Below are 14,917 nucleotides of genomic sequence, written 5' to 3'. Positions count from 1 at the left end.
GGGGATGAAATGAATGGGAGAAAAAATGTTAGGAATTATTAATGCAACGGGAAGTTTTCCTTCCTTAAAGAAAGTAACAGGGCATCGTTCACTAGCGGCGTTACCGTTTGGAGGCCGTTATCGACTCATTGATTTCATGCTTTCAAATATGGTGAATTCTAGTATTCATAGTGTGGCAGTTTTTACAAGCCATAAAAACCGTTCGTTAATGGACCATGTTGGTTCAGGAAAACAGTGGGATTTAGATAGAAAACGAGACGGACTATTTTTATTCCCGCCAAACTGCCAATGTGACCAAGATGAGTTTGGGTCTTTTGCACACTTTAGAAGACATATTGATTATTTTCTAAGAAGCAGAGAAGAGTACGTTGTTATTACGAATAGCCATCTCGTAACAGCATTAAATTTTCAAGCGGTGTTAGAGCGACATATACATACGGCAGCTGATATTACGGAAGTTTGCCATGAAGGGGTTTCGCTTCAAACATACGTGTTAAAGAAACAATTATTATTAGATTTATTTGAGACATATAAAGATGTGGAGCAATACAGTTTATTTGATGTAGTGAGAGAGAAACGCGGGAAATCATTACACATTGCTACATATGAACATACTGGATATGTAGCAATTATTGACTCGATCGAAAGTTACTATAAACATAGCTTAGAAATTTTGCAACCTGCTATTTGGAAGCAATTATTTAAGAAAGAAGCACCGATTTTTACGAAAGTAAAAGATGAGCCACCAACTCGTTATCTAAAGGGTGCAGTTGTGAAAAATACAATGATTGCAAATGGCAGTATTATTGAAGGGGAAGTAGAAAACAGTGTTGTTTCCCGTTCAGTTAAAATTGGAAAAGGATCAATTATTCGTAACAGTATTATTATGCAAAAGAGCCAAATTGGAGATAACTGTATAATAGACGGTGTTATTATTGATAAAGACGTGAAAATTGGCGACGGTGTCGTATTAAAAGGAAATATCGATGAGCCGTATGTTGTAGAAAAAGGAAGCGTACAAAACAGTACGATTAATAGTTATTCCTAAAGAATCAGTGGGGGCTTTTTCCTCCACTGATTAAAGTTTTAATTTAAATGAAAACTCGAAGGGAGGAAGCTGCAAGAGGAGTAATAAAAACTTTTCGCGCAGTGGGACAACAAGTGAATATTTTATTTGCAGTATCAGAATGTGTACCGTTTGTGAAATCGGGAGGATTAGCTGATGTAGCGGGTGCGCTCCCAAAAGAGCTGAAAAAATTAGGAGTGGACGTTCGTATTATACTTCCGAATTATAGCCTCATTCCGAAAAAGTTAAGAGATGGGTGTACGTTACATAAAGTAATTAACGTCCCGCTCGGGTGGAGAAATCAATATTGTGGAATTTTAAAAGGTGAGCAAGACGGAATTACGTATTACTTAATAGATAATGAATATTATTTTAAGAGAGATTCTCTGTATGGTCATTATGATGATGGGGAGCGTTTTTCTTATTTCTCAAAAGCAGTGTTAGAGTGTATTCCACACCTTGACTTTGAAGTGGATGTTCTTCATAGCCACGATTGGCATACGGCTATGGTTAATTTCTTACTTCGTGAAAAGTATCAAGATAACCCGTTATATGAGCGTATTAAAACGGTATATACGATTCACAACTTGCAGTTCCAAGGAGTATTTCCTCCTGAAGTGATGTACGACTTGTTAGAGCTTGGTGATGAATATTTTCATAGTGAGCAGCTAGAGTTTTATGGAAACATAAACTTTATGAAAGGCGGTATTATCGCTTCGGATCAAATTACAGCGGTGAGCCCGACGTATAAAGAAGAAATTCAATATGAATTTTTCGGTGAGAAGCTAGATGGATTACTGCGAAAATATAATGATAAGCTTAGCGGCATTGTAAATGGTATTGATACGAGCGTATATAATCCAGAAACGGATTCGTATATTAAGGCTCAGTATGATGCAGAGTCATTATATGAAAAGAGTGAAAATAAACGCGCCTTGCAGCGTTATTTTGGTTTGCCAGAAAAAGAGGATACACCAATTATTTCAATGGTAACGAGATTAACGAAGCAAAAAGGTCTTGATTTAGTACGCACTGTATTCCGCGAAATAATGGAAGAAGATGTACAATGTATTATTTTAGGTTCAGGTGATTCGGAATATGAGCAATTCTTTGAGTGGATGGCATATGAGTATCCGGAGAAGGTAAAAGTTTATATCGGATTTAATGAAGAATTAGCGCACCAAGTGTATGCGGGAAGCGATTTGTTTTTAATGCCATCGCTGTTTGAACCGTGTGGACTTGGACAACTTATCGCATTAGCGTACGGTACGATTCCAATTGTAAGAGAAACAGGTGGATTAAACGATACGGTACATTCTTATGATGAAGAAACTGGAGAAGGAAATGGTTTCAGTTTCACGAATTTTAATGCACATGACATGCTGCATACGATTCATCGTGCAATTGAATTTTATCACGATAAACCAGTGTGGGAGCAGCTTGTAAAACAAGCGATGACTGAAGATTATAGCTGGGAGCAATCGGCTCTTGCTTATAAGGAATTGTATAAAAGTCTCATGGAATAACATGTAGGTGGTGAAAAAATGTTTACTCATGTTGAAAGTTTTAAATCAACTTTTCTAGAAAAGTTAGAGACGATGTATGGGAAAAGTTTCAAAGATTCTACAACTCGTGATCAATATAATACGCTCGGCCATATGGTACGTGAGTATATGAATAGTCAATGGATTGCAACGAATGAGAGTTATCGATCCGGAGAGCAAAAGCAAATGTATTACTTGTCTATTGAATTTTTGCTTGGACGTTTGCTTGGAAGTAACATCTTGAATTTAGGTATTAGAGATGTATGCGAGCAGGGGTTATCTGAACTAGGGATTTCGTTACAAGAGTTAGAAGAAGTGGAAGCAGATGCAGGCCTTGGTAATGGTGGGCTTGGACGCTTAGCAGCCTGTTTTCTCGATTCACTTGCATCTTTAAACTTGCCAGGACACGGCTGTGGAATTCGTTATAAACATGGTTTGTTTGATCAGAAAATTGTTGATGGTTATCAAGTTGAATTTCCAGAACAGTGGCTTCTTCATGAAAATGTATGGGAAGTAAGAAGGCATGATCAAGCTGTGGAAGTAAGTTATTTCGGCAGTGTTGAACCGCTAGAAATTGACGGGCGTTTAGAATTTAGGCATACAAATGCAGAAGTCATTATGGCAGTGCCATATGATGTGCCGGTAGTAGGCTATGAGACGAGTACTGTAAACACACTTAGACTTTGGAATGCTGAACCAGTTCCTTTCCCGCAAAACTGCAAAGATATTTTGAAATATAAGCGCGAAACAGAGGCTGTATCGGAGTTTTTATATCCAGATGATACGCATGATGAGGGGAAAATACTTCGTTTAAAACAACAGTATTTCCTCGTATCAGCAAGTTTACAAAATATTGTTCGAATGCATAGAGAAAGATATGGTGACCTTCGTCAACTACATGAAAAAATTGCGATTCATATTAACGATACACATCCGGTTTTAGCAATTCCAGAACTGATGCGTATTTTACTAGACGAAGAAAAGTTAACATGGGAAGAAGCTTGGCACATAACGACGCAGACGATTTCTTATACGAATCATACGACGTTATCAGAAGCGCTCGAAAAGTGGCCAATTCACATTTTTAAACCGTTATTACCGAGAATTTATATGATTATTGAAGAGATTAATGAACGTTTCTGTCATGAACTTTGGGAACGTTATCCTTATGAATGGCATCGCATTGAAGACATGGCAATTATTGCGCATGATCTTGTGAAAATGGCTCATTTAGCAATTGTCGGTAGCCATAGCGTAAACGGTGTAGCAAAAATTCATACGGAAATATTAAAGCAGCGGGAAATGCGATTGTTTTATGAATTTTATCCAGATAAGTTTAATAATAAGACGAATGGAATTGCTCATAGGCGCTGGCTTATGAAAGCAAATCCACAGCTAACAAATCTCATTTCAGAGGCGATTGGAACAGAGTGGAAGAAAGAACCAATTAAGCTTCAATCGTTGCAAACAGTTCAATATGATGCTAGTTTCCAAGAGAAATTTGCAGAAGTAAAACAAGAACGTAAAGAGATTTTAGCAGAGCGCATTCATAATACAATGGGGATTACGATTGATCCAAATTCTATTTTTGATGTGCAAGTGAAAAGATTACATGCTTACAAACGACAATTATTAAATGTTCTTCATATTTTATATTTGTATAACCGTTTGAAAGAGGATGCTAGTTTTACATTTTATCCGCGTACTTTTATTTTTGGAGCGAAAGCATCACCTGGATATTATTATGCGAAAAAAATTATTAAATTAATAAATGAACTCGCAAGAAAAGTAAATAATGACCCGTATGTCAGTCAATATATGAAAGTTATCTTTCTAGAAAACTATCGAGTTTCTTTAGCGGAAGATATATTCCCAGCGGCGGATGTAAGTGAACAAATTTCAACGGCGAGTAAAGAAGCATCGGGAACAGGTAATATGAAATTTATGATGAATGGTGCGATTACACTCGGAACGTTAGACGGAGCTAACATTGAAATAAAAGACCGGGTCGGTGATGATAACTGTTTCATTTTCGGCTTAACAGCGGAAGAGGTTCTTCATTACTATCAAAATGGTGGATATCGTGCAAGTGATTATTATCACCACAATAGGCACATTAAAAAAGTAGTTGATCAATTAACAAATGGTTTCTTTGCACAATCGGGAGCTGAATTTGAAGCGATTTACGATTCTCTTGTTATTCAAAATGATGAATATTTCGTTCTGCGAGATTTTGGCCCATATGCTGAAAGACAAGAAGCTGTCGGTAGAGCTTATGAGAACCGAACAAAGTGGCTAGAAATGTCGATTTTAAATATTGCACAGTCTGGTCATTTTGCGAGTGATCGAACGATTTTGCAGTACAGCAATGAAATTTGGGGTATTGGTAATGCAGTTAAACAGTTTTAAAGAAGTTGCTATATTGGGAGATATATTATCGATTTACCAACAAAAATGGATATTAATAAATAAAACGGGCTTAATAAAATTAAGCTCGTTTTATTTATTTTGCTTAAGAAAGAAATGGAACAGTGGTATATATGATACCTGCCCCATCATACTCTCCTGTCGCAAAGTATGAAAATGTAAAGAAACCTGTGACCGTAAAAATTACAATAAGAAAAAGTGTGAAGATAAATTTTAACATGTAAGGTCCCCTCATCCAAAAATAACTTCATAGAGTATTATAGTATACGAATATTTTATTTCCAATTGTTTACTGGTTAAAAATGAGAAGTCAGACATGTTTTGTATGTTGTAATGGAATGATTATTTGTAATGGATTTTGTATTTTTTGTAAATGTCATATTGTGATGGACGTGTGCATACTCCCAATCATGATCATTAAAATTTATGTTTCGGGGAGGGAGAAGTGGAACGACATCGAACAAGTTGACGAAACGAAAGCTACTAGCTACTTGTAGTTTATAATAATTTCGAAAAGCGATATCTCCTACTTTTGGAGAAGCGAATGTATAAAGTCCATACTGTGCGAAGGCAGTATTTATACGTGCATCTAATATGTGTAATGTGGCAAGCGCACCACCTAGACTATGCCCAGTAGCTAGCAGTTTTTTATGTGCTGGCAATGATACGAGCATATCCATAATAGAATCACGACAAGACTCATAAATAGAGAGAAAGCCGTTATGGACATTTCCGCTATTTAAAGCATAAGGATAAGGTTTTTGATTGACGAGAGAGTCAATAATCCAATCAGGGTCTGTTTGAGTGCCCCTGAAGGCAACGATAATTGTATCCTCAGATTCTAATATAAACCCGAACCATTCTGTTGTTTGAATGGCTTTTCCTTGAAACCCTTGTACATATTGAAAACCATCTGGTATTTCGAAAATACCATTTTGTTTATATTGTTCATACGTTAACTCACAACAAGAAGCTAACAGTATGGCAGTGTCTTTATCAAAGGATAAAGGAGTACGCATTAAGGAAGCCCTCCTTAAGAAAAGGTATAGTTTAATATATGCGGTGAGGAACTTGATTCATGCTTTTGGAAAAAAGACTTGAACCTACAGTTACGTGAGAGAGTATGATTTTTGTAAACATATTGTTAGGAGGAGTGTAAGATGAGCAAAAGGGAAGGCTGTTCAATTGGTGAGTTTGCAAAGAGGACAGGCACATCAATACGGACACTACAATATTACGATGAAATTGGACTACTTAAACCTGGAAAGAATGTTAGCTCTGGTCACCGTGTGTACAAAGGAAAAGATATATTAGAACTACAGAAAATAGTGAGTCTTAAAGTATTAGGATATAGTTTAGAAGAAATACGCGTTATGCTGAAAATGCCAAGTTTGAATGTAAATTTAAAAGAAACGTTGGAACAACAAAGAAAAGCCTTTGAAGAAAAGAGAAGACACATTGAAGTTTCGATAAAGGCGCTTGAACGAACAATGGTATGTCTTGAGGAAGATGAAGAGTTGGATAGTGACATATTAATGAGTCTAATTAACAGCATTCAAAAAGAAAACGAACAACGTTTATGGCTTGAAGGATATGTATCAAAAGACTTGGCTGATGGATTATATAATAAGTCGGAAGAAGAGGGCATAGCACTTGATAAAGAGTTTGTGCGTTTAGCAAAAGAAGTGAAAAGGTTATTTGGAAGACAAATTGAGGATTCAGAAGTGCAAAAATTGGTTGATGAACATATGAAGGCGACTCTTAAGTATGTTGGTGAAGAGACAATGTATTCTTTAGGTAAATTAGAGAATGTAGAAGAACAATATAATAATATGATGCCATCTCCTTACACGGAAGAAGAAGAGACATGGCTTAATGAAGCGATGGAGTATTATATGATTCGAAATGGTATGTATAGCCCTCCGCAGTAAAAATAAAGTGCCATAGTCATAAACTTTAGAGAAATGCCTCCGATGTTTTTTTGCATTGGAGGCATTTTTTACTCTTTTCCATCTAAAAGGTGAACAAGGCCACCTAATATACTACTTTCACCAGTACTTTATAATGCTGGGCTTGTAAGAGGTTTGAAAAAATAGCCTGTATATATTTGAACGATGATTACCTATTTACTTGTGTTTGTTCGCACTATATACCGAAAATTTCGGGAAACGAAACATATTATTTATCTGTTTGTTTTTGCTTTTTTTTCAAATACTCCGCACGTAATTGTTCAAGTTTCTGCTTTTTATCAAATTTGGCAGGCTTCTGTTTTTCATGAAACTTTGCCACAGCTACCTGACTTTTGGAATCCAATTGATATTTTCCCACTTTGTTCACCTACTTTTCTTGTCTTGAAAGAGAATCTATTCAACAAATATAATATACCTTATTTTACTGAAGTAAACCTTATTACTTTATTTCATCTGCTTTTTCTCGTTTGTAGACGTAAATTAAAACACCCTTTCACTGCATTACTGCAAGCAAGGGTGTTTAATTTTAGTATTATATTAGTCGATGGACAAGCCTGCATAAGGGCCCTTTTTACTCTTTCCCATCCAATAAACGACCAAGGCCACCTAATACACTACCTTCACCAGTACTTTGCGCTGCTGGGCTTGTAAGACGTGCTGCTAATCGGCTAAGTGTTAAGGACTGAATCCAAACTGTTCCAGGACCTTCTAATGTTGCGAAGAATAAACCCTCGCCGCCAAATAGAGCTGTTTTTACTTTACCAACGAATTCGATATCATAGTTAATATCTTTTGTCATGGCAACGAGACAACCTGTATCAATGCGAAGTTTCTCACCAGGTTTTAATTCACGTTTATATACAGTTCCACCTGCGTGCATGAAAGCAAGGCCGTCACCTTCAAGTTTCTGCATGATAAACCCTTCACCACCGAAGAAACCAGTTCCTATTTTTTTCGTAAATTCAATTCCGATAGAAACACCTTTTGCGGCACAAAGAAAGGCATCTTTTTGACAAACTACTTTTCCTTGATATTCTGTTAAATCTACAGGAATAATTTTACCAGGATAAGGAGCAGCAAATGAGACGTGGCGTTTGCCGTGACCTGTATTTGTAAATACAGTCATAAACATACTTTCGCCTGTAACGAGACGTTTACCAGCGCCCATTAATTTGCCGAATAAACCGTTAGATGGGCCAGAACCGTCACCAAAGATTGTTTCCATTTCAATGTAATCTTCCATCATCATCATTGCGCCAGCTTCTGCGATAACGCTTTCTTTTGGATCTAATTCAATTTCAACAAACTGCATATCATCGCCATATAACTTATACTCGATTTCATGTGCTTGCATTTTTTCACCTCATAAATATGTAGTAATTATATTGTACAGAAGTTAAAAGAATTAGAGTACTGTATTTTTGTTAATTTTTGAATAAAAATAGAATAAAAATTTAAGGTTATACTAGGATTATAAAAAATGATGGAATGAAAGTGTTCTCATTTGACGTTTTCGATATAGCATGATATAGTGAAAGCACTATTGAGCTACATAATGTGGTACGGAAATAAAGCACGTTGTATTAAAGGCTGTAAGCTTGTTATACATTCATGTCCTTTATATCCACCTTTTCATGTGGATTCATAGTTTCATTTTTATTTAGGAGGTACATGACATGCAAACAGGTAAAGTTAAATGGTTTAACGGCGAAAAAGGTTTTGGCTTCATCGAAGTTGAAGGCGGAGAAGACGTATTCGTACATTTCTCAGCTATCCAAGGCGACGGCTTCAAAACTTTAGAAGAAGGTCAAGAAGTTTCTTTCGAAATCGTTGAAGGAAACCGCGGACCACAAGCAGCTAACGTTACAAAAAACTAATTAGCTAGCGATAAAAAGCATTCCGATTTTCGGAATGCTTTTTTTTATTCTTTGGAACTAGATTCATTTGAAGATAATTCGCCCTTAAAGGTACGTTCTTCAAAATCATCAAGCATTTGTTCATATTCTTCATGCTCTTCTGTAGCGAAAACTTGTGGGTTTTTCCCGTACATATCCGTACCGATAAAGTTTTCAAAATCCTCCACGTAGCCTACGTTTTCTTCACTATTTACATACATGCCATTATAGTTTTTTGAATCTTGTCTTTCTAAATCAGACGGCGTTTCAGATGTTCCGTAATTTGCGACATCTTGCCACGCATCTTCCGCATCGTACTCAACAGAATGGTCCTCATCATGCTTGTGGAAAGAAGGAGACAACACTTCTTCTTCAACTGGCCGTGTATTCATATTTAACTTATTTGTCGCGTGCTGTATGCATGTTGTAGCAGTCGGCATTGCTTCCAATCTTTCAAATGGAATTTCTTCGCCAGACACTTCGCAAATGCCGTACGTACCCGCTTCTATTTTTTGTAGGGCATGTTTCGTCTCCTCAAGCTGTTTATGCCAAAGTTCAATAAGCCCGAAGTCTTTTTCCCGTTCATATAGCTCTGTAGCCATATCACCTGGATGGTTGTCATAGCTAGACAGTTCTCCTACTGAATCGCGTTCAGAAGCACGATCTGTATTTTCATGAGTTTGTATCGTTTGTTCCAGTTCTTGTTTTTGTTTTTCTAAAATGGATTTAAATTGACCTACTTGTTGTGGAGTTAACATAGTCGTCCACCTTCCTACAATTCAGTTTCTTTACATAGTATGAGCGTTGAGAGTAGGAATTATGAGATGAATTTCAGATATGAAAAAGGAGCCGCATAAGCAGCTCCTTTTATAGAAAGTATCCAAGTAATAATCCGATTCCCATTAGGAAACCGAAGATTGTATTTGTTTTTGCTGTTGCAATCATCGCAGGTACCATTTCCATTGGAATGCTTTTGCCGATAAAGCCTTTCGTCGCTTTAAATGCTTTCGGTGCACTTAAAAATACGATAAGCATCCATGGTGATACGATGCCTACGATAATTAAAGCAATTGTCCAAATGTAGGAAACGATGAACATCGAAGCAAGTACACCAACCGCTCGCTCGCGTCCAACGAGAATTGCTAACGTTTTACGACCGTTTTCTTTATCGCCATCCAAGTCACGAATATTATTAGCTAGTAAAATGGCACCAATTAAAATGGAGCTTGGAATAGATAGTAAAATGACTTCTGATGTTACAGTGCCAGTTTGAATAAAGAATGAAATCCCAATAATAATGACACCCATAAATAATCCGGCTGTCAACTCTCCAAATGGTGTATATGCAATTGGAAGTGGGCCACCTGTATAAAGGTAAGCAACGGCCATACAAACAAGACCGATTGCAGCAAGCCACCAACTAGAATTTATACAAATATAAACACCTAATAGTATTGCGATGCCGAAAAATCCAAATGCTAAGTTAAGCACTGTTTTTGGCTGAATGCCATCGCGAACGATAGCGCCGCCGATACCAACTGAACCTTCGTGATCAAGTCCTCTTTTATAATCAAAGTATTCATTAAACATGTTTGTTGCTGCTTGAATGAGAAGACAAGCAAGAAGCATCATAAGGAAAAGAGGAAGATGTATTTGATTTATACCTCCGACCTGCATCGAATATGCTGTTCCGATGAAAACAGGTACGAAAGCGGCTGTTAATGTATGGGGACGTAGTAAACTCCACCAGATGCGCCAGCCTGTTTGCTTACTTGGCTTTGGCGCCGTAGGAGAGGAATTCGTTTTGACGTTCATTTCCATGTTGAATCCTCCTTTGGTCACATATTGTACACAACTAAGTGTAGAAAAAGCATCATTTAGTGTCAACGTTTATTTTCTAGGAAGAGAAGGTGAATTTCTCAGAAATGCTAAACGTTGACAGGCCTTTCGTTTGAGGTGTATCTTAAAATCAAGCGTAATTATGACTATTTTTCGCCCATAGGGGGGAGACAATTGTGATTCAAACGAAACAAAAAGGCTTGCAAGAAGTTCTTATTGCAGCTATCAAGCGTGCAACTAACGAAAAAACATTGGTTAGTTTTGTAAAACAAATAGACTGGGTGGATCCGCTTCTGTTCTATGCAGCAGGAAAAAGGATTTCATTCGAAAATAGATGTTATTTTGCAGACCCGGCTCAGCATGTAATATTTGCAGGAATTGGCTCTGTTTTCACTATAGCAAATTCTTCTCATAAGCGCTTTCAAACCGCTCGTGACGAGTGGGAGAAAGTAAAAGAGAATGCATTTGTCCAAAGAGATGAATATGAATTTGGAACGGGTCCGCTTTTATTTGGTGGTTTTTCATTTGATCCAGAAAAAGAGAAAACGGACCTATGGAAAGAATTTAAAGATACGACATTTTCACTACCAGCATTTTTATTAACTGTAAAAAATGAAAAAGCATGGTTAACGATGAATACATTTGTTGCAGCAACAGATTGTGCAGAAACTGTTTATAATGAAATGATTTCTTTAGAAGAGAAAATTTTTGAGGAGAGTAAATGTGCGCTAAACGGATCGAAATTAACTGTTATTTCTAAAGTAGAAGTGGATCCGAAAGGCTGGATGAAAGCAATTGAAAAAGTACAAGATGAGATGAAGCAGGGTAACGTGCAGAAGGTTGTATTGGCGAGGGAACTAAAAGTAGAGATGAACCATTCGATTGATTCTGCTCTTGTTTTAGAAGCACTTCGCATTGGTCAACCGGATTGTTACGTATTTTCTTTTGATTATAAAGGAGCATGCTTCTTAGGAGCGACGCCTGAGAGATTAATTCGCAAAGAAGATGAGAAATTTACATCGATGTGTCTTGCTGGTTCAATCGGTCATGGTCATTCTATAGAAGAAAGTGAACGAAATAGTAATGCGCTTCTTCATGATGAAAAGAATTTAGCTGAACATGGTTATGTCGTTAACATGATCCGCTCGGTACTAAATGAACATTGCGAATACGTTAATATTCCGGAAAGCCCAGGTTTATTAACAACGAAAAACTTAATTCACTTATATACGCCTGTAGAAGCAAAAGGCGATGCGAGTCTTTTAACAATGGTAGAAGAATTACATCCAACACCAGCTCTTGGCGGGACACCTCGTTTGGAAGCGATGAAACTGATCCGTGATGTTGAATTGTTAGACAGAGGGTTGTATGGTGCACCGATTGGCTGGATAGATGATGAAGGAAATGGTGAATTTGCGGTTGCGCTGCGCTGCGGATTATTAAACGGCGAGAAAGCATCCTTATTTGCCGGTTGTGGTATTGTAATTGATTCAATCCCGCAGCTTGAATATGAAGAAACAAGTTTGAAGTTTAGACCGATGCTTGGTGCTTTGGAGGAATTAATGAAATGAACAATCATATAGAAGCATTATCATATTATTTAGGCGCGTTCGTGGATGAACTGACGCGTCTAGATGTATGTGATGTTGTCATTAGTCCAGGCTCACGGTCAACGCCGATTGCTTTACTAATGGAACAACACGAAGGAATGAACACATATTTACATGTAGATGAAAGATCAGCTGGATTTTTCGCGCTCGGTATTGCGAAAGCGAAAAAACGCCCAGTAGCATTATTATGTACGTCAGGAACAGCAGCAGCTAATTACTATCCAGCTGTATGTGAAGCTTTTCATTCAAGGGTCCCGCTTATCGTCTTAACAGCGGATAGACCGCATGAATTAAGAGATGTGGGTGCACCACAAGCAATGAATCAATTTAATTTATACGGTACTTTTGTGAAACAATTTACAGAGATGGCACTGCCAGAAGCGAGTGAAGCGATGTATCATTACGCTCGTATGACGACGCAGCGCATAGTAGCAAATGCTTGTTTAGCGCCGCAGGGTCCTGTTCATCTTAATTTTCCAGTTCGCGAGCCACTTATCCCTGATTTCTCACTAGAAAGCTTATGGGATAAAGGACGTAGTGAATATACAAGAGTAGTTCAGCAAGGAAACGTGACGATGCCGAGTGAATATGTAGATTCTCTTGTAGGGCGCCTTTCACATATGGAAAAGGGGCTTATTATTTGTGGAGATGATAGTCATTCAGAAATTGCAATGTTTGCAACGCAACTAGCTGAAAAAACTGGCTATCCTATATTAGCAGATCCACTTTCTAATATTCGTAGCGGACACCACGATAAAACGATGGTAATTGACTGTTATGATACATTTTTACGAAATGAGCAGTTAAAAGAAAAATGGAAACCGGACGTGTTAATTCGCTTTGGTGGTATGCCTGTTTCTAAATCATTAACGCAGTTCATAAAAAAACAAACGAAAGCAGTTCATATCGTTGTCGATGAATCAGGACAATGGAGAGATCCAGCTCTTATTGCGACAGAAGTTGTGCAAGCAAGTGACATTGAATTCTGCAAGGCAGTAATAGAAAAAATGCCAGTTATGAAGAAGAATGATTGGTTCGTAATGTGGCAACATATAAACGAAAAAACGAAGGAAACGCTTCGTGAAATGGAAACATATGAAACTGCATTTGAAGGAAAGGTTATTACAGATATTGTGCGCGTATTACCAGAAGACGCAACGTTATTTGCGAGCAATAGTATGCCAATTCGTGATACAGACTCATTCTTCTTCACATCGGATAAAAACATCCATGTGATGGCAAACCGTGGCGTAAATGGTATTGATGGAATCATTTCGACAGCTTTAGGAGCGAGCATTATTTGCGATCCACTTGTATTAGTGATTGGTGATTTATCATTTTATCACGATTTAAATGGGCTATTAGCAGCGAAATTACATGAATTAAACATAACAATTGTCGTTGTAAATAATGATGGCGGGGGTATTTTCTCATTCTTACCACAATATGAGAAAAAGGAACATTTTGAATCATTATTTGGAACACCAATTGGACTTGATTATGAGCACGTTGTCAAAATGTACGGTGGTTCATTTAGCCGTGTAAATGGTTGGGAGCAATTCCGTGAAGAAGTACAAAAGGGAGCAACGACAAAAGGTTTACACGTTGTGGAAATTTGTACGAACCGTGATGAAAACTTAACATTGCACCGTACGTTATGGGCAAAAACACAGGACGTAATTACTACATCGTTGCAAGGTGAATCAAAATGAACGTAACACTGCAAGGTGTATCGTATGAATATGAAGTAGTTGGAAGCGGGGAACCACTTCTACTTCTTCATGGTTTTACGGGAAGCATGGAAACGTGGCGTTCCTTCGTTCCTTCTTGGAGCGAGCAGTTTCAAGTCATTTTAGTAGATATTGTTGGGCACGGAAAAACGGAAAGCCCTGAAGATGTGACGCATTATGACATCCGAAATGTGGCATTGCAAATGAAAGAACTATTAGATTACCTTCATATTGAAAAAGTACATATACTTGGCTATTCAATGGGCGGTAGATTGGCGATTACGATGGCATGTCTATATCCAGATTATGTACACTCTCTTTTATTAGAAAACTGTACAGCTGGGCTCGAAAACGAAGAGGATAGAAAAGAACGTCGTGAAAAAGATGATCGACTTGCCGATAAAATTGAGCGAGAAGGCATAGAAAGTTTTGTATCCATATGGGAAGATATTCCACTTTTTGAAACGCAAAAACGTTTAGCAAAAAACGTACAAGAAGCGGTACAAAAAGAGAGGCTTGCTAACAACCCAAAAGGGCTCGCAAATAGCTTGCGCGGCATGGGAACTGGGGCTCAGCCTTCATGGGGGGATGAGCTGAAAAACTTAAAAATACCTGTTCTTTTAATGAACGGAGAATATGATGAAAAGTTCTTCCGCATATTAAAAAACATCGAAAAATGCGTGTCTGATGCGAAATTTGTCAAAATTCATGGCGCTGGCCATGCAATTCATGTGGAACAACCGGAAAAGTTTGATACAATAGTAAAGGGATTTCTAAAAACTATGCAGTGATACTTTTTTCAGCAAGAAGGAAGCCACACTTATAGGTGAAATCAG

At 37.6% G+C, this 14,917-nt stretch carries 14 protein-coding genes; 8 read left to right on the top strand and 6 right to left on the bottom strand.

Features of this window, described 5'->3' with window-relative positions; genetic code table 11:
- Positions 1-13 precede the first annotated feature (13 nt).
- The 3 genes from glgD (at position 14) to glgP (ending at position 5,019) form a co-directional block, all read left to right on the top strand.
- Entirely contained in the window at positions 14-1,048 is a 1,035-nt protein-coding gene (gene glgD, locus N2V79_RS23920; RefSeq protein WP_069356391.1) for a glucose-1-phosphate adenylyltransferase subunit GlgD, read from the top strand.
- Between the two features lie 113 nt (positions 1,049-1,161).
- Positions 1,162-2,592 carry a glycogen synthase GlgA gene (glgA, locus tag N2V79_RS23915; protein ID WP_069356662.1) on the top strand — a complete coding sequence of 477 codons (1,431 nt, stop codon included), beginning with the start codon at positions 1,162-1,164 and terminating at the stop codon, positions 2,590-2,592.
- An 18-nt stretch (positions 2,593-2,610) separates the two neighbouring features.
- Positions 2,611-5,019: a glycogen phosphorylase gene (glgP, locus tag N2V79_RS23910; protein WP_000494103.1), complete on the top strand. Its 2,409-nt coding sequence runs from the start codon at positions 2,611-2,613 to the stop codon at positions 5,017-5,019.
- Positions 5,020-5,122: 103 nt separating this feature from the next.
- Here the strand turns inward: glgP and N2V79_RS23905 are convergent, their stop codons facing one another.
- Entirely contained in the window at positions 5,123-5,257 is a 135-nt protein-coding gene (locus N2V79_RS23905; RefSeq protein ID WP_016079902.1) for a hypothetical protein, read from the bottom strand.
- 76 nt (positions 5,258-5,333) lie between these two features.
- Positions 5,334-6,056, bottom strand: a complete 723-nt coding sequence (locus tag N2V79_RS23900; RefSeq protein ID WP_001260112.1) for a lipase family protein — start codon at positions 6,054-6,056, stop codon at positions 5,334-5,336.
- A 141-nt stretch (positions 6,057-6,197) separates the two neighbouring features.
- Between N2V79_RS23900 and N2V79_RS23895 the strand changes: the two genes are divergently transcribed.
- Positions 6,198-6,968, top strand: a complete 771-nt coding sequence (locus N2V79_RS23895; protein WP_000043962.1) for a MerR family transcriptional regulator — start codon at positions 6,198-6,200, stop codon at positions 6,966-6,968.
- Between the two features lie 247 nt (positions 6,969-7,215).
- Here the strand turns inward: N2V79_RS23895 and N2V79_RS23890 are convergent, their stop codons facing one another.
- Positions 7,216-7,365, bottom strand: a complete 150-nt coding sequence (locus N2V79_RS23890) for a hypothetical protein (protein WP_000521637.1) — start codon at positions 7,363-7,365, stop codon at positions 7,216-7,218.
- Positions 7,366-7,578: 213 nt separating this feature from the next.
- A complete protein-coding gene (locus N2V79_RS23885) occupies positions 7,579-8,361 on the bottom strand; it encodes a TIGR00266 family protein (protein ID WP_001147841.1) in 783 nt (260 codons plus the stop codon).
- Between the two features lie 322 nt (positions 8,362-8,683).
- Here N2V79_RS23885 and cspD point away from each other — a divergent pair, with 322 nt between their 5' ends.
- A complete protein-coding gene (gene cspD, locus N2V79_RS23880; protein ID WP_001193052.1) occupies positions 8,684-8,884 on the top strand; it encodes a cold-shock protein CspD in 201 nt (66 codons plus the stop codon).
- Between the two features lie 44 nt (positions 8,885-8,928).
- Here cspD and N2V79_RS23875 read toward each other — a convergent pair whose 3' ends face one another.
- Positions 8,929-9,660, bottom strand: a complete 732-nt coding sequence (locus tag N2V79_RS23875) for a yteA family sporulation protein (RefSeq protein ID WP_000957398.1) — start codon at positions 9,658-9,660, stop codon at positions 8,929-8,931.
- A gap of 109 nt (positions 9,661-9,769) precedes the next feature.
- On the bottom strand, positions 9,770-10,723 hold the full coding sequence (locus tag N2V79_RS23870) for a 1,4-dihydroxy-2-naphthoate polyprenyltransferase (RefSeq protein ID WP_000425766.1): 954 nt from the start codon (positions 10,721-10,723) through the stop codon (positions 9,770-9,772).
- Between the two features lie 194 nt (positions 10,724-10,917).
- Between N2V79_RS23870 and N2V79_RS23865 the strand changes: the two genes are divergently transcribed.
- The 3 genes from N2V79_RS23865 to menH are packed head-to-tail and all read left to right on the top strand — an operon-like array spanning position 10,918 to position 14,872.
- Positions 10,918-12,312 carry an isochorismate synthase gene (locus N2V79_RS23865; protein WP_098250691.1) on the top strand — a complete coding sequence of 465 codons (1,395 nt, stop codon included), beginning with the start codon at positions 10,918-10,920 and terminating at the stop codon, positions 12,310-12,312.
- Positions 12,309-14,063, top strand: a complete 1,755-nt coding sequence (menD, locus tag N2V79_RS23860) for a 2-succinyl-5-enolpyruvyl-6-hydroxy-3-cyclohexene-1-carboxylic-acid synthase (protein ID WP_098678738.1) — start codon at positions 12,309-12,311, stop codon at positions 14,061-14,063. Before N2V79_RS23865 ends, menD begins: the two co-directional genes overlap by 4 nt.
- Positions 14,060-14,872: a 2-succinyl-6-hydroxy-2,4-cyclohexadiene-1-carboxylate synthase gene (menH, locus tag N2V79_RS23855; RefSeq protein ID WP_340720267.1), complete on the top strand. Its 813-nt coding sequence runs from the start codon at positions 14,060-14,062 to the stop codon at positions 14,870-14,872. Before menD ends, menH begins: the two co-directional genes overlap by 4 nt.
- The last annotated feature ends 45 nt before the right edge of the window (positions 14,873-14,917 follow it).

The organism is Bacillus sp. CH_70 (assembly GCF_038007045.1).
GTDB classification, from domain to species: domain Bacteria; phylum Bacillota; class Bacilli; order Bacillales; family Bacillaceae_G; genus Bacillus_A; species Bacillus_A cereus.
This window is presented reverse-complemented; position numbering and strand designations above follow the sequence as displayed.